The sequence below is a fragment of the Caulobacter sp. NIBR1757 genome (assembly GCF_027912495.1).
GTDB lineage: Bacteria > Pseudomonadota > Alphaproteobacteria > Caulobacterales > Caulobacteraceae > Caulobacter.
Window position 1 is genome coordinate 576,555 of sequence record NZ_CP115463.1, and the last position, 15,259, is coordinate 591,813.

Below are 15,259 nucleotides of genomic sequence, written 5' to 3' on the forward strand. Positions count from 1 at the left end.
TGTCCGCTTAGGGGTTCTAGATCTGAACCTCAGTCAGGAGGGGGTGCTCCGCAAAGGTCCGCTCGATCGGCATGGCCGTCTGCAACTGGGCCCGTGTCAGCGCCCTCGGCGCCGGGCGGTGGGAGACCAGGATGAGGCCCCGCTCTTCCAGCCTGAGGCGTTCGTCCAGGCGGCGGACGATCTCGGCCTCCACATCCGCATCGAGACCTTCGGTCGGCTCGTCGAGAAGCAGCCAGGGCGAGGGGCGCAGAAGGGCTCTCGCCACAGACAACCGACGCCGTTCACCCCCCGAGAGCGCCACCCCGCCGTCGCCCAGCCAGCAGTCCAGGCCGAGCGGAAGGGACTGAACCCGGGTGTCGAGACAGGCCGTGTGCAGCGCGCTCCACAGCGCATCGTCCGGCAGCCGCCTGCCCAGGGTCAGATTGTCCCGGACCGTTCCGGACAGCAGCGGCGCGTCCTGGGCGGCCAGGCTGAAAAGGGCGCGCGCGCATCCGGCCGGCAGGGCGTGCAGGTCAACTCCGTCGATCCAGATCTCCCCCTCCCGGCAAGGCGCGAGCCCGACAAGGCGGTGCAGCACGGTTGTCTTCCCCGACCCGGACGGTCCGGTGAGCAACAGCCGGTCCGTCCGTTGCAGGGCTGCCTCCGCGCCGGCGATGCGGAGGCTCAGGGACTGGCCGCGCAGGGGCGGGGGCGCCGGGCCGACCACCGGGTCGGGAAAGGCCTGGTCGAGGCGCAGGGCGGCCTCCCGGGCCGACGCCGCGCGATCGAGCGCCCGCAGCATGCCACCGCCGGCTTCCGCGCCCGCCGCCGCCGCCAGCACGGCCAGCGCCATCAGGGCCGGACCCGCGTCGGCGCTCAGAACCGCGACCAGGCCGACGCACACCGCCGTGGACACGGCGAGCAGCCCTGTCAGGGCGGCCTGTTGGCGCCAGCCGGCATACTCCTGCTCGGCCCGCAGGTCCTCGAGCCGGCGCAGGTCGGTTCGCGCGATCTCGGCGACGCCCAGCGCCCTGACCTCCTGATCCATCGTCAGCCAGCGGGTCATGCCGCCGCGCAGCGCCGAGGAGGCGGCCAGACGGGCGCGGGCCAGACCCCTCGCCCTGGCGGCAAGACGACGGCCTGACCACACCTGCGCCGCCAGCACCAGGGCCGCCGCCAGGGCCGCCACCGGGCTGGCGATGGCGATCAGCCCCAGGCAGGCGACCGCCCCGGCCGCCGCGCCCCAGAGGCCGGCGTCCTCGATCATGCCGCCCTCGACCTGGCTGACGTCCTCGGTCAGGCGGCTTATGGCGTCGCCGCTGACCAGGGACAGGCTGTGGCTCGGCGGCGCGCCGGTCAGCCGGGCGAACAGACCTGCCCTCAGGGCGGCGCCGGCGCGCAGGCCGGCGGTGTGTCCGGCCAGGCGTTCGCCATACCGGCCGGCGGTTCGAAGGATGGCCATCAGCCGGATTGCCGCGCTGGGCAGCAGGTAGTTGAAGGCCTGGGTCGCCGCCGGGCCGGCCGCTCCGGCCAGGGCCGCGCCGGCCAGGAACCAGCCCGACAGGCCCAGCAGCCCGACACCGGCCGCCGCCGCGGCGCCGGCGCAGGCGGCGGCGATCAGCAGGGCCTGTCCCTGACGCCGGCGCTCCTGTCGCAGGAGCCGGTCGACCCCTCCCTTCGGAACGGTCACAGGCCGATCACCTGGTCGGCCTCGGCGATCAGGCGGGGGGAGTGGCTGGCGACGATCACCGTGACGCCGGAGCGCGCGGCGTCGCGCAGCTGGCGGATGATCTGGCTCTCGGCCTCCGGATCCAGATCGGCGGTCGGCTCGTCGAGAAGCCAGAGCCGCGCCCCGCGCGAGATGGCGCGGGCCAGCGACAGCCGCCGGCGCTCCCCGCCCGAAAGGCCGCCGCCACGCTCGTCCAGAGGACTGTCCAGGCCGGCGGACCTGCTGCGCAGCAGGGCGCCGAGGCCGCTGTCCCTGGCGGCGGAGGTCATCACCTCACGGTCGGGCGCCGAATGACCAAGCGCCAGATTGTCGGCCACGCTGCCGGAGACGACCAGCGGCGTCTGCCCGGCCCAGGCGACGCAGGCGGGATCCAGCCCCCCTTCGCCCAGCGGCAGGCCGTCGATGGTGACGACGCCGCCCTCGAGGGTCGCCTCGCCCATGAGCAGGCTGAGCAGGGTCGACTTGCCGCTGCCGGACGGGCCGCTCAGGACCGTCAGGCTTCCGGGCGCCGCCAGGCCGTCGACCGGCCCGATCCGGACGTCTTCGCAAAGCCTTGGCAGGCAGACCACCCGGCTGAAGCGGATCTCCGGCGCGCCGGAAAGCCGGTGGCGCGGACCGGAGGCGGCGGCCAGGGCGACCGATTCCAGCCTCTCCAATGCCGCCTCGGCCATCTGCCGCTCGTGATAGGCCCCGCCCAGCCGGCGGACCGGGGCGTAGATCTCGGGCGCGAGGGCGAGGACGAAGAAGGCGCGGGTCAGGTCCAGGGTCTCCGGAACCTTGAAGGGCAGGAGCCCCAGCAGGCTGAACCCCGCATAGACGGCGACAAGCGCCACCGAGAGGGCGGCGAAGAACTCCAGCCCGGCCGCCGAAAGAAAGGCGATGCGCAGAACGCCCAGCGTCCGCTCCGAGACGTCCGCGGCCGCCCGGGCGACCCGCCGGGCCTCGGGGCCTTCCGCCTCGAAGGCCAGCAGGGTCGGCAGATGGCGCAGGCGGTCGGCGAAAAGGCCCGACAGCCGCGAGACGGCTTCCAGTTGCCCGCGCGAGCGCTGGGCGGCCGCGCCGCCGGCGATCGCCATGAACAGGCCGAACGGGATCAGGGTGCCCAGCATGATGAGGGCCGAGACCGGGCTGGCGATGGCCGCCACGACGAGCAGGATCATCGGCGCGACCGTCACGCCCAGGCGGGCCGGCAGGTAACGCACCAGATAGCCGTCCAGCGTATCGACCTCATCGACCAGCATGGCCAGGCGTTGCCCGATCGCGCCGCCGGCCCGCGGCGAGTCCAGAAAGGTTGTCAGAAGCCGCTCGCGCAGGCCTCGCTTCTCGACCCGCGCCAGCCTGGCGGCCTGCATCTGGGTCCAGGCGCCGAAAAGCCCCCGAGCCGCCAGGCAGAGGGCGGCTAGGACGGCCCAGGGCGCCACGGCGCCCCAGCCGAGCGGGGCATAGACGACCGCCTGGGTCAGGGCGACCGCGAAGCCGACGACGGCCGCCACATCCGCCAGAAGCGGAGGGAGCAGGATGCGCCGGGCCCTGCCCAGCAGCCGCTTTTCGATCGTTCGCGCCATTCCGCTAGGCATAGCCGATCTCCATTAGCGCATCTTGATATGCATCAAGGCCGTCAAACGGCCGCGGGAGGAGAAGCCGGCGACTGCTCAAAGGAGTTCTCACCGTGGACGCCAGCATCGTGGAGCTATCGAGGCTCCAGTTCGCCTTGACGGCGATGTATCACTTCCTGTTCGTGCCCCTGACCCTGGGGCTGTCCTTCATGCTCGTCATCATGGAGGCGACCTATGTGATGACCAACCGCCCGATCTGGCGGACCATCACCCGCTTCTGGGCCACCCTGTTCGGCATCAACTTCGTGCTCGGCGTGGCCACCGGCCTGACCATGGAGTTCGAGTTCGGGACCAACTGGTCCTACTACTCGCACTATGTCGGCGACATCTTCGGGGCGCCGCTGGCCATCGAGGGCCTGATGGCCTTTTTCCTCGAGGCCACCTTCATCGGCCTGATGTTCTTTGGATGGGAGCGCCTGAGCAAGGTCGCCCACCTCGGCGTCACCTTCATGGTTGCGCTGGGCTCGAACCTGTCGGCCCTGTGGATTCTCATCGCCAACGGCTGGATGCAGAATCCGGCCGGGGCGGTGTTCAATCCCGAGACCATGCGGATGGAGGTCGAGAACTTCCAGGCGGTGCTGTTCAACCCCGTGGCCCAGGCCAAGTTCGTCCACACCGTCAGCGCCGGCTACCTGACCGCGGCGGTCTTCGTGTTCGGCGTCTCGGCCTTCCTGATGCTGAAGAACCGCTGGCCGGGCGTCGCCAAGCGCTCGATGGTCGTGGCGGCGTCGTTCGGCCTGGCCTCGGCCCTGTCGGTCGTCGTGCTGGGCGACGAGAGCGGCTACGCCCTGACGGACAACCAGAAAATGAAGCTCGCGGCGCTTGAGGCGATGTGGGAGACCGAGCCCGCGCCGGCCGGCCTGACCCTGTTCGGCCTGCCCAACCTGCAGGACCGCAAGACCCACGCCGAGATCAAGATTCCCTATGTCCTGGGGCTGATCTCCACCCGCAGCGTCGACCGGCCGGTCGAGGGCATCCTGCCCCTGGTCGCCCAGGCCGAGGATCGCATCGAAAACGGCATGAAGGCCTATGACGCGGTCCAGACGCTGCGGGCCGATCCCGCCGACCTGACCGCGCGGGCCAGCTTCGAGCAGTACAAGAACGACCTGGGCTACGGACTGCTGCTCAAGAAGTATGGGCCGGACCCGCGCACCGCCGACCGGGCGACCATCCAGAAGGCCGCCTGGGACACCGTTCCCAACGTGCCGGTGCTGTTCTGGTCGTTCCGGTCGATGGCCGGCATCGGTTTCCTGTTCATCGGCTTCTTCGGCCTGGCCTTCGTGCTGATGACCCGGCGCAACTTCCAGGCCCGCTGGTTCCTGCGCCTCGCCGTGCTGCTCATCCCGCTGCCCTGGATCGCCGCGGAGCTGGGCTGGGTGCTGGCCGAGCTGGGCCGCCAGCCCTGGGCCGTGGAAGGGGTGCTGCCCACCTTCCTGGGCGTCTCCAGCCTGACCGCCGGCCAGATCTGGACGACGATCATCGGCTTCACCCTGCTCTATGGAACCCTCGCCGTGGTCGAGGTCGGCCTGATCCTGCGCACTATCAAGCGCGGGCCCTACGCCGGCCACGAAGGTCACCCCGACGACTCCGCCCCTGTCGAAGACGGCGCGCCCCGGCTCGCCGCCGCCGAATAACCTGGAAGGACGCAAGTCATGGACCTGCCCCTCGACTACCCGACGCTCCGCATCATCTGGTGGGGCCTCATGGGCGTGCTGTTGATCGGCTTCGCCCTCACCGACGGCTTCGACATGGGGGTCGCCGCGCTGCTGCCCTTTGTCGCCCGCAACGACGGCGAGCGGCGGATGGTGATCAACACCGTCGGCCCGACCTGGGAAGGCAACCAGGTGTGGTTCATCCTCGGCGGCGGCGCGATCTTCGCGGCCTGGCCCTTTGTCTACGCCGTCAGCTTCTCGGGCTTCTACCTGGCGATGTTCGCCGTGCTGGCCTCGCTGATCCTCCGGCCCGTCGGCTTCAAGTACCGCTCCAAGCGTCCGGGCAGGATCTGGCGCTCGACCTGGGACTGGGCCCTGTTCGTCGGCGGCTTCGCCCCGGCCCTGGTGTTCGGCGTCGCGGTCGGCAACGTCATCCAGGGCATTCCCTTCCGGCTGGATGGCGACCTGCGCGCCTTCTACGAGGGAACCTTCCTCGGCCTGTTCACCCCCTTCACCCTGATCGCCGGCCTGCTGTCGGTCGCCATGCTGGTGCTGCACGGGGCGGCCTGGCTGACCATGAAGACCGAGCATGGCCCGGTGCGGGACCGGGCGCGCCGCTTCGGCGTCGTCGCTGGCATCGCGTCGATCGTGCTGTTCGCGATCGGCGGGGCCTTCGTCGCCTTCGGCAACCTCGGCTTCCGCCTGGAAAGCGCCCTCGACATGGCGGCCGCCTCCAACCCCGCCCGCGGCGTGACGGTCGCCGCTCCCGGCGCCTGGCTGGCCAACTACGCGGCCTATCCCTGGATGATCCTGGCTCCCGTGCTCGGGTTCCTCGGGGCCCTGCTGGCGACCCTGGGCGTCGCCAGGGGCAAGGAGCTTCCGGCCTTTGCCGGCTCGTCGATCTCGGCCCTCGGCATCATTTCGACCGTCGGCCTGTCGATGTTCCCCTACATCCTGCCCTCGTCCATCGACCCCCGGTCCAGCCTGACGGCCTTCAACGCCTCATCCAGCCACATGACCCTGTTCATCATGCTGCTGGTCACCATCATCTTCCTGCCGATCGTGCTGGGCTACACCGCCTGGGCCTTCAAGGTGATGTGGGGCCGGGTGACCACCCGGGCCGTCACCACCGGCGCCGACTACTACTGACCCCCGACCAAGGAGATACGAGCATGTGGTACTTCACCTGGATCCTCGGCGTCCTTCTGGCGGTGGGCTTCGGCATCCTCAACGGCATCTGGCACGAGCTGCAGCTGGCGGACGCCGGCGACAGCGGCGAGGACGAGATGTAGCTGTCCGCGGCCCATCGTGGCGTGGAGGAAAGCGCGGGCTCATCGGCCCGCGCTTTTTCGTTGGTCTCTTCGCATCGACTTCGCAGCAGGGCCGGACCGGGAGCCATTGACTTAATATGCATTATTACGCATATAAGCAAATATGAAATCTAATACCCCTGTCCCCGAGGCCGTCGCCGGCTTCGCGGCCCGCCTGAAGGAGGCCCTGACCATGACCAGCCCCGTGACCGATATGACCCCCCACGCTGTTCACGACGCCCTGCGCGCCGGCGAAATCCTGCTTGTTGATGTGCGCGAGCCCGCTGAGTTCATCGCCGCCCGCATCCATGGCGCGGTCAACTATCCCCTCTCCACCTTCGATCCTGCCGTGGCCCTGAAGGCCGTCGATCCGGCGCGCGTCGTGCTGCAGTGCGGCTCCGGCAAGCGGTCGGCCATGGCCGCCGCCCGCTGCCAGGCGGCCGGCATCGCCGTCACCCGCCACCTGGGCGGCGGCATCGGGGCCTGGCAGGCCGCCGGACTGCCCGTGATCGACATCAATGCGGCCACGGGCAGTCAGCGCGATCCTGGCTGATCAACGACCCGGCGCTGAACTCACGGAAACGCTCCCCATGCCGCGACCCATGACTTTTCCCCGGTCCCTCGCCCTGTCCCTGGCGGTCCTGACCATCGGGCTGCCTTTGGCCGCCTGCGGCAAGACCGACAAGCCCGCCGCCGAGGTCCAGGCCCCGGCGCGAGGGGTGATCACCGCCGCCTTCCGGGTCGCGCCGGAGATGAAGCCCGTGGCGGGCGAGATCACCACCCGCGACATGGCGGACGCGCGAGCCCGCATCGGCGGAACGGTGACCCGCCTGACGGTTCGGGAAGGCGACAGGGTGCGGGCCGGCCAGGTCGTGGCCTTCATCACCGACGCCCGTCTGGGTCTGGAAACCTCGGCCTACGAGTCCATGGTCAGCGCGGCGGCGGGCGAGGCCGCCCGGGCCAACGCGGATCTGGGTCGCACCCGCTCGCTGTATGACAAGGGCGTCTACGCCAAGGCCCGCCTCGACCAGGCCGAGGCCGCCGCCAAGGCCGCCAACGGCAATCTCAACGCCGCCCGCGCCCGCCGCGCCGCCAGCGCCGAGGTCGGGGCCCAGGGGGCCATCATCGCGCCTTCGGCCGGCCGGGTGCTGAAGGCCGACGTGCCGCTCGGCTCCGTCGTGGCGGCGGGCCAGTCGGTCGCTCAGATCACCGCCGGCCCGATCGTCGTCAGGATCAGCCTGCCCGAGGGCCAGGCCCGCGCCCTGCGGGTCGGCGCCCCCGTCGAGGTCTGGCCTGAGGGTCCGGGCGGAGCTTCCCTCACCGGCCAGGTCACCCAGGCCTACCCCTCGGTCGACGCGGGCCTGGTGACCGCCGACGTCACGGTCGCCGGCCTGTCCGACGCGCTGATCGGCCGCCGGGTGACCGCCCGGGTTCAGGTGGGGGAGCGCCAGGCGCTGATCCTGCCGCGCCGCTACGTCGTCACCCGCTTCGGCATCGACTACGTCCGCCTGGTCCGCTCCGGCGGCCAGGTCGAGGACAGCCCGGTGCAGACGGCGCCGGGACCGCTGGCCGAGGAGATCGAGGTGCTGTCCGGCCTGACCGCCGGGGATCGCATCGCCCTGCCGGAGGCCTCGCGGTGAACCTCGGTCTTTCCGGACGGCTGACCGCCGCCACCATCCGTTCGCCCCTGACGCCGCTGTTCCTGCTGGCGGCGATCGCCATGGGCCTGCTGGCCCTCGCCACCATTCCGCGCGAGGAAGAGCCGCAGATCAGCGTGCCGATGGTCGACATCATGGTCCAGGCGCCGGGCCTGGCCGCGCCGGACGCGGCGGAACTGGTGGCCAAGCCGCTGGAGATCATCGCCAAGGCCATCCCGGACGTCGATCACGTCTACACCTTCGTCGAGGACGACCAGGTGATGGTCGTCGCCCGCTTCAAGGTCGGCTCCGACCCGGACGACGCGGTCGTACGGGTGCATGAGAAGATCCGGGCCAATGCCGACCGGATCCCGGTCGGCATCCCGGAGCCCATTGTCCAGGCGCGCGGCATCAATGATGTGCCGTCCCTGGTCCTGACCCTGTCGCCGGAGCCGGGCCAGGCCGGGCGCTGGGACGAAGCCACCCTGCGCAGCGTGGCCGAGCGTCTGCAGGGCGAGGTCGCCAAGGTCGACAATGTCGGCCAGACCTTCATCGTCGGCGGCCAGCCCGAGGAAATCCGCATCGAGCCGGACCCCGCCCGCATGTCCGTCAACGGGGTCTCGCTGGGCGCCTTGATGGAAGCTGTCCGCCAGGCCAATCGCGCCTTTCCCGCCGGCGCCATCCATGAGGCCGGCGGCGCTACCAGCGTCGTCGCCGGCCGCACCCTGACCTCGACCACCGACATCGGTCTGCTCACCGTCGTCAATGCGGCGGGCCAGCCGGTCGCCGTCCGCGACGTCGCCAACGTTATTCGGGGGCCGGCCCAGCAGCAGTCGCAGGTCTGGCGCTGGTCGCGCGCCGAGGCCGGGTGGCGTCAGGCGCCGGCCGTCAGCCTGGCCATCGCCAAGCGTCCGGGCGCCAACGCGGTGAAGGTCTCCGAGGCGATCCACGCCCGGATCGCGGGGCTGGAGGGGCGATTGATCCCCAAGGGCCTGACCGTTTCCGTCACCCGCGACTACGGGGAAACCGCCAACGAGAAGGCCAATGAGCTGCTCTTCCACCTGGCGCTGGCCACGGTGTCCATCGTCATCCTGATCGCCTTCGCCATCGGCTGGCGCGAGGCGGCGGTCACCGCCGTGGTCATCCCGACGACGATCCTGCTGACCCTCTTCGCCTCCAACCTGATGGGCTACACGGTCAACCGGGTCAGCCTGTTCGCCCTGATCTTCTCCATCGGCATCCTGGTCGATGACGCGATCGTGGTGATCGAGAACATCGCCCGGCACTGGGCCATGAAGGATGGCCGCTCCCGGATCCAGGCCGCTGTCGAGGCGGTCGCGGAGGTCGGCAATCCCACCATCGTCGCCACCCTGACGGTCGTCGCGGCCCTGCTGCCGATGCTGTTCGTCTCGGGCCTGATGGGGCCCTACATGGCGCCGATCCCGGTGAACGCCTCGGCGGCGATGATCTTCAGCTTCTTCGTGGCCATGGTCATCGCCCCCTGGCTGATGGTGCGCTTCGCGCGCCAGGCGCTGGCGGATGGAGGCGCTCCCGAGCACACGCACGGTGAAGGCCGGCTGGGCGCCCTCTATCGCCGGGTGGCCGGCCGGGTCATCGCCACGCGGCGTTCGGCCTGGATCTTCCTCATCGTGGTCGGCCTCGCGACCCTGGTCTCGATGTCGATGTTCGCGACCAAGGGCGTGACGGTGAAGCTGCTGCCGTTCGACAACAAGTCGGAGCTTCAGGTCGTCGTCGACATGCCGGAGGGGACGGCGCTGGAAACCACCGGCCGGGTCCTGCAGGACGCGGCGGCCGTGGCGCGGCGGCTGCCCGAGGTGACGGCCATCGACGGCTACGCCGGGGCGGCCTCCCCCTTCAACTTCAATGGCCTGGTGCGCCACTACTACCTGCGCTCCAAGCCCGAGCAGGGCGATCTGTCGGTCACCCTGGCGGCCAAGAGCGACCGCGACCGCAGCAGCCACGCCGTGGCGCTGGAACTGCGCGAGGCCCTGGCCTCGGCGCTAAAGCTGCCCAGGGGCGCCTCGGTGCGGGTCGTCGAGGCGCCGCCCGGGCCGCCGGTGATGGCCACCCTGCTGGCCGAGGTCTATGGCTCGACGCCGGAAATCCGCCGCGCGACCGCCGAGAAGCTCAAGTCCCTGTTCGCCTCGGTTCCCTATGTCGTCGACATCGACGACAGCTGGGGCCAGCCCCGGCCGCGCCTTCGCCTGATCCCCAACCGCGGCCAGCTGGAGCGTTTCGGCGCCTCCGAACAGCAGGTGCTGGACAGCATCGGCGCCGTGCTGGGCGGACAGGTCGTCGGCTATGCGCACCGGGGCGAGGGCCGCGCGCCGACGCCGATCAGCGTGCGACTGCCCCAATCCGGCCGGACCTGGGACGAGACCCTGGCCGGCACGCCGGTGGCCATGGGCGGCGATGCCGGAGGCCGGCGCCTGGTCTCCCTGGGCGAGCTGACCGACGCGGTGCGCGAGACGGGTTCGACCCAGATCTACCGCCGCGACGGGCGCGACACCGACATGGTGCTGGCGGAACTGGCCGGTCAGTACGAAGCGCCGATCTACGGCATGCTGGCCGTCGACAAGGCGATCAAGCAGGCCGACTGGAGGGCTCTGGAGCGACCCGACATCCGCCTCAACGGCCAGCCGGACGATGAGTCCCGCACAACCGTGCTGTGGGACGGGGAATGGGAGATCACCTGGGTGACCTTCCGCGACATGGGGGCCGCCTTCGGGGTTGCGCTGCTGGGCATCTACGTTCTCGTGGTCGCTCAGTTCAAAAGCTTCCGCCTGCCCCTCGTCATCCTGACGCCGATCCCGCTCACCCTGGTCGGCATCGTCATCGGGCACATGCTCTTCGGGGCGCCGTTCACCGCCACCTCGATGATCGGCTTCATCGCCCTGGCCGGGATCATCGTCCGCAACTCCATCCTGCTGGTCGACTTCATCCGGCACAGCCAGGGTGAGGGCCGGTCCCTGCGCGAGGTGCTGCTTGAGGCGGGGGCGATCCGCTTCAAGCCGATCCTGCTGACCGCCCTGGCGGCGATGATCGGGGCGACGGTCATCCTGTTCGACCCCATCTTCCAGGGGCTGGCCATCTCCCTGCTGTTCGGCCTGGCCTCCTCGACCCTGCTGACGGTGCTGGTAATCCCGGCCATCTATGTGGTGCTGCGCGACGATGGCCGGCCGCTGGCTCGCGGGACGTGAGTCGAACCGCCACCCGCTTGCGTTATCGCCGGAGGAGGGCCAGATGGCGGAAGACATGACCATCGACAGACCCGACGCCGCCGAACTGGGCGAGCTGGAAGCCAGCGCGGCGGCCGCCACCCGCCTGATGAAGCTGCTGGCCAACGAACAGCGGCTGATCCTGCTGTGCCGCCTGATCGAGGGGGAGTGTTCGGTCGGCGACCTGGCCGACTACGTCGGGCTGGCCCAGTCGGCGGCGTCCCAGCATCTGGCCAAGCTGCGGGCCGAAGGCGTGGTCGCCACCCGCCGCGAGGCCCAGACCATCTTCTATCGGATCGTCGATCCGGCCGCGACGCGGATGATCGACACCCTGTGCGAGATCTATCGAGGCAAGCCGGTCAGCCGCTGAGGCCGCGCCAGGCGACATAGGCGGCGACCAGGATGATCATGCCCGCGAACAGCCGTCGGGCCAGTGGCGCCCGGCCCGCCAGCAGGCCGGCGATGCGCAGTCCGGCCAGGCCGCCCCCCAGCCCGCCAAGCACGAACAACCCGGCGACGGCCCAGTCGATCTGGCCGGACAGGGCGTAGTTGGCTGAGGTCGCGGCCCCGAACAGGGAGACCGAGACGAGCGATGAAGCGGCGGCGTTGGCCAGGGTCATGCCGGTGGCGGCCATCAGGCCCGGAACGATCAGGAAGCCTCCGCCGATCCCGAAGAACCCGGCCGCGAGCCCGGTAAGCAGTCCCAGCGGGGCGAGGCGCAGGGTGCGGCGAGCATCCAGATGGACGTCGGGGTCGCCCTCGGCCTTCGGCTTGCGCAGCATCGACAGGGCGATGGCGGCCATGGCGCCGGCGAAGAAGACCAGCAGGGTCTGGCCGTCGACCTGCTTGGCGAGGCTGGAGCCGATGAAGGAGCCCGCCAGGCCCGCGGCCGAGAAGACCAGGGCGCAGGGCCATTTGACGCGGCCGCCGCGCGCATGGCCGGCCAGCCCTGTCAGGGCGTTGATCGCGACCGCCGCCGCCGAGGTGCCGATGGCGACATGGGGATCCTGAACCCCGACGAGGTAGATCAACAGGGGCGTGGCCAGCACGCTGCCGCCGCCGCCGAAGACCGCCAGCAGCAGTCCGACGATGGCCCCGCTGAGCACGGCGAGCACCATGGCGAGAGGTGTCAGGTCGGCCATCAGCGGCTGGCTCCTCTGCGTTGCATGACGGTCGCCAGGGCCTCGACGATGGTCAGCACGTCGGGATCGGTGATCCGGTAGTGGATCGTCTGGCCTTCACGCCGGGTGCCGACAATGCGGTCGGCCCGGAGCTTGGCCAGATGCTGCGACAGCGCCGATTGCGTCAGCCCTATGTGGTCCGCCATCTGGCCCACCGACGCCTCGCCGCCCCGCAGGGCGCAGAGCACCTGAAGGCGGTGGGGATTGGCCAGGACGCGGAGGAGATCCGCCGCCTGCTGGGCGTCGTCGGTCAGGGCGTCGATCGAACGGGTTACGTCGGACATGAGGTCTTTATATTCGAACTTGATAATTTAGCAAGAACGAATATATTGGGGATGCAAGGAGTTTCTCATGACCCACCAACCCGTCGCCTTCTTCCACGCCGCGACCTCGACGATCAGCTACCTTGTCTGGGACGAGGCGTCCCGGCAGGCAGCTCTGATCGACCCTGTCCTGGACTACGAGCCCAGGGCCGGCGTGGTGTCGCATGCGTTCGCCGACCAGCTGCTCGCGGCCGTGGCCGAGCGGAACCTGCATCTGATCTACGTCCTGGAAACCCACGCCCACGCCGACCACCTGTCGGCCGCCGACTACCTGCGCCGCCGGACCGGGGCGAAGGTGGTGATCGGCGAGCATATCACCAGCGTTCAGGCCCATTTCGCGCCGATCTTCGGAGCCAGCGATGTCGCCCCCGACGGATCGGCCTTCGACATCCTGGTCGCGGACGGCGACCGGCTGGCCCTTGGCGAGCGTGACATCCAGGTGCTGCACACGCCCGGCCACACCGCCGCCTGCGTGACCTACCTGATCGACGACGCGGCCTATGTCGGCGACACCCTCTTCATGCCGGACTACGGCACGGCCCGGACCGACTTCCCTGGCGGGGACGCGGCGACTCTCTACCGTTCGATCCGGAAGATCCTGGGTCAACCGGCCGAGACCCGGATCTTCGTGGGTCACGACTACCTTCCGGAGGGCCGCGACCGCAATGTCTGGGAAACCACCGTGGGCCAGGAGCGGGCCCGGAATATTCACGTCCACGACGGTGTGACCGAGGCCGAATTTGTCGCCCGCCGCCAGGCCCGCGACGCCACCCTGGCGCCGCCCCTCCTCATCCTGCCGTCGCTTCAGGTCAATATCCGCGCCGGGGCCCTGCCGCCGCCCAGCGAGGGCGGCCGGGTGTTCCTGCGCATACCCGTCACGGTGACCTAGAGCGCCGAACAGCCGACCCGCCAGCGGTAAGAACCTTCATGTTTTTCAGCAAGTTATTGGTTCGGCTCCGCTATTGAATCGAATGGCGAAGCAGGCGATCCAACGACAACTTGTCTCCGCCCGGCGCCACCGTATAGGTTGTTGCCGTCCGGCTTCAGGAGGTGGGTGTCAACCATGGATAGCGATCAGTCCAACAGCCAGGACGTTTCGCGGGACCCGGCAGTACTGTCGGCTCTCCTTTCGGTGGCGGCGCTGGACTGGCGCGAGGCGCCCGCGCCGGCGACCGCCGAGGAGGGGCCGGAGAACTGGGGCGCCTATGACGGCCTGCCGCCGCAGGTCGTGCTGCTTGACGACGGGCGGACGTGCCGCCTGCTGGCCCCGCTCGCCTACAGACGCCCGGACGGCAGCCACTGGCCCGTGCCGATCGGCGCCACCCTGGACGGCGCCTCCATCCCGCGAGCCTTCTGGAGCCTGATCGGCGGCCCCTTCGAGGGCAGGTATCGCAACGCCTCCATTGTCCACGATCGCTATTGCGACACCCAGGAACGGCCCTGGAAGGACACCCATCGCATGTTCTACGAGGCCATGCGGTGCAGCGGCGTGGGCCTGGCGAAGGCCAAGACCATGTACTACGCCGTTTACCGCTTCGGCCCGCGCTGGGACGCGCCCGGCCAGGAAGGTGTGCGGGCGACGACGGCGGTGCTGGGCCCGGTGGAAGCGGCCGAACTGGCGGCCGACGCCGAGGCGATCCATGTCCACCACCTGGACCTCGACGAGATCGACGCGCTGGCCGATGCTCGCGACTTGCTGGCGCTGGACCGCGGGGCCGAAGGGCCGGCGCAGGCCGCTCTGGACCGCGCCCGTCTCCTGGTGGTCACCGGCGGTCAAGGCAAGGCGGAAGACCTGGAGGCGGTGGCGCGTGAAGCCGCGCTTCTGCCCCCATTCGTCATGCGGCGCTTCGAGAAGAAGCGCATCCGCATCGTCGCCTGCCGAAACGGCGTAACGGACTTCGAACGCAGCCTGGCCGGAGTGACGCCGCGCGGCTGGGAGGGCACCGGCAAGACCTGGGACGACGTGCCCGGCACCTACCTGGACAGCCGCAAGCGGGTGGTGATCGCCACCATCGACGACGGCGGGCTGCGGGCTGTGCCGACCCGCGCTTCGGGCCTGCACGGCTCGGAGAGCCTGACCGTCCACGAGTGCCTGCACGGCTACGACTATTCGGGAGGCCATGCCGTGCTGCGCGAGGACCGCTTCGCCGACGCCCGGGACGCCGACTTCGACCGTCTGGGGTCCTACGAGCGACAGGACGGCCGGGCCGGGCTGGAGGAGACCTTTGCGGAGAGCGGGGCCCGCTTCGTGGCGGATCGGGACGCCCTGCAGACCGACTGGCCGCACCTCTTCGGCTACTGGCAGGCCGGCTCGGTCGAGTCTGCCCAGACCCCGGGCCCCGCCGGCGGAGAAGAGGCGTCGGAAGATCGCGCCCGCTCCCTGGGTCTGGCCGAACTGCGCCCGGCGGGCGAGATCGTGCTGGACCTGCGGGCCGAAGGGGAGGGCGGCGCCATCGGCCACGCCCAGTTGACCATTGCGCCTGGCGATCCCGCTCACGCCGCGCTGAAGGCGCACCTCTTCGCCGAGGAAGGCCTGGAGGGGCCGGGGGGACGCAGTGTCCCCTTCCGGCCCCTGACGCGCTAGCCGGGGCCT

The 15,259-nt window shown here is 70.3% G+C and carries 13 protein-coding genes; 9 read left to right on the forward strand and 4 right to left on the reverse strand.

Annotated features, from left to right (window positions below):
* Positions 1-16: 16 nt before the first annotated feature.
* Positions 17-1,669, reverse strand: coding sequence for an ATP-binding cassette domain-containing protein (locus O5I81_RS02775; protein ID WP_271067417.1), 1,653 nt, complete (start codon positions 1,667-1,669; stop codon positions 17-19).
* Positions 1,666-3,273 carry an ATP-binding cassette domain-containing protein gene (locus O5I81_RS02780; RefSeq protein WP_271067418.1) on the reverse strand — a complete coding sequence of 536 codons (1,608 nt, stop codon included), beginning with the start codon at positions 3,271-3,273 and terminating at the stop codon, positions 1,666-1,668. The genes O5I81_RS02775 and O5I81_RS02780 overlap by 4 nt, the downstream gene beginning before the upstream one ends.
* 104 nt (positions 3,274-3,377) lie before the next feature.
* On the opposite strand from O5I81_RS02780, the gene O5I81_RS02785 reads away from it, so the two are divergent.
* From O5I81_RS02785 to O5I81_RS02815, 7 genes are all read left to right on the forward strand, one after another.
* Positions 3,378-4,958: a cytochrome ubiquinol oxidase subunit I gene (locus O5I81_RS02785; RefSeq protein ID WP_271067419.1), complete on the forward strand. Its 1,581-nt coding sequence runs from the start codon at positions 3,378-3,380 to the stop codon at positions 4,956-4,958.
* Between the two features lie 18 nt (positions 4,959-4,976).
* Complete coding sequence (cydB, locus tag O5I81_RS02790) at positions 4,977-6,125, forward strand: cytochrome d ubiquinol oxidase subunit II (protein WP_271067420.1); 1,149 nt, start codon at positions 4,977-4,979, stop codon at positions 6,123-6,125.
* Positions 6,126-6,148: 23 nt separating this feature from the next.
* Entirely contained in the window at positions 6,149-6,268 is a 120-nt protein-coding gene (cydX, locus tag O5I81_RS02795) for a cytochrome bd-I oxidase subunit CydX (protein ID WP_271067421.1), read from the forward strand.
* A gap of 142 nt (positions 6,269-6,410) precedes the next feature.
* The gene (locus tag O5I81_RS02800) at positions 6,411-6,839 is read left to right on the forward strand and encodes a rhodanese-like domain-containing protein (protein ID WP_271067422.1); all 429 of its coding nucleotides are present in this window, start codon (positions 6,411-6,413) and stop codon (positions 6,837-6,839) included.
* Positions 6,840-6,888: 49 nt separating this feature from the next.
* Positions 6,889-7,926: an efflux RND transporter periplasmic adaptor subunit gene (locus O5I81_RS02805; protein ID WP_271067423.1), complete on the forward strand. Its 1,038-nt coding sequence runs from the start codon at positions 6,889-6,891 to the stop codon at positions 7,924-7,926.
* Positions 7,923-11,144 (forward strand): efflux RND transporter permease subunit, encoded by a 3,222-nt coding sequence (locus O5I81_RS02810; protein WP_271067424.1) that lies wholly within the window; start codon positions 7,923-7,925, stop codon positions 11,142-11,144. Before O5I81_RS02805 ends, O5I81_RS02810 begins: the two co-directional genes overlap by 4 nt.
* Positions 11,145-11,187: 43 nt before the next feature.
* Entirely contained in the window at positions 11,188-11,532 is a 345-nt protein-coding gene (locus O5I81_RS02815) for a metalloregulator ArsR/SmtB family transcription factor (protein WP_271067425.1), read from the forward strand.
* On the opposite strand, the gene O5I81_RS02820 is transcribed toward O5I81_RS02815, so the two are convergent.
* Both O5I81_RS02820 and O5I81_RS02825 read right to left on the reverse strand, forming a co-directional pair.
* Complete coding sequence (locus tag O5I81_RS02820) at positions 11,522-12,304, reverse strand: sulfite exporter TauE/SafE family protein (RefSeq protein WP_271067426.1); 783 nt, start codon at positions 12,302-12,304, stop codon at positions 11,522-11,524. The genes O5I81_RS02815 and O5I81_RS02820 overlap by 11 nt on opposite strands.
* Positions 12,304-12,627 (reverse strand): metalloregulator ArsR/SmtB family transcription factor, encoded by a 324-nt coding sequence (locus O5I81_RS02825; protein WP_271067427.1) that lies wholly within the window; start codon positions 12,625-12,627, stop codon positions 12,304-12,306. Before O5I81_RS02825 ends, O5I81_RS02820 begins: the two co-directional genes overlap by 1 nt.
* 67 nt (positions 12,628-12,694) lie before the next feature.
* Between O5I81_RS02825 and O5I81_RS02830 the strand changes: the two genes are divergently transcribed.
* Together O5I81_RS02830 and O5I81_RS02835 are read left to right on the forward strand one after the other, a co-directional pair.
* On the forward strand, positions 12,695-13,555 hold the full coding sequence (locus O5I81_RS02830; RefSeq protein ID WP_271067428.1) for an MBL fold metallo-hydrolase: 861 nt from the start codon (positions 12,695-12,697) through the stop codon (positions 13,553-13,555).
* A 174-nt stretch (positions 13,556-13,729) separates the two neighbouring features.
* Positions 13,730-15,250 (forward strand): DUF1353 domain-containing protein, encoded by a 1,521-nt coding sequence (locus O5I81_RS02835; protein ID WP_271067429.1) that lies wholly within the window; start codon positions 13,730-13,732, stop codon positions 15,248-15,250.
* The last annotated feature ends 9 nt before the right edge of the window (positions 15,251-15,259 follow it).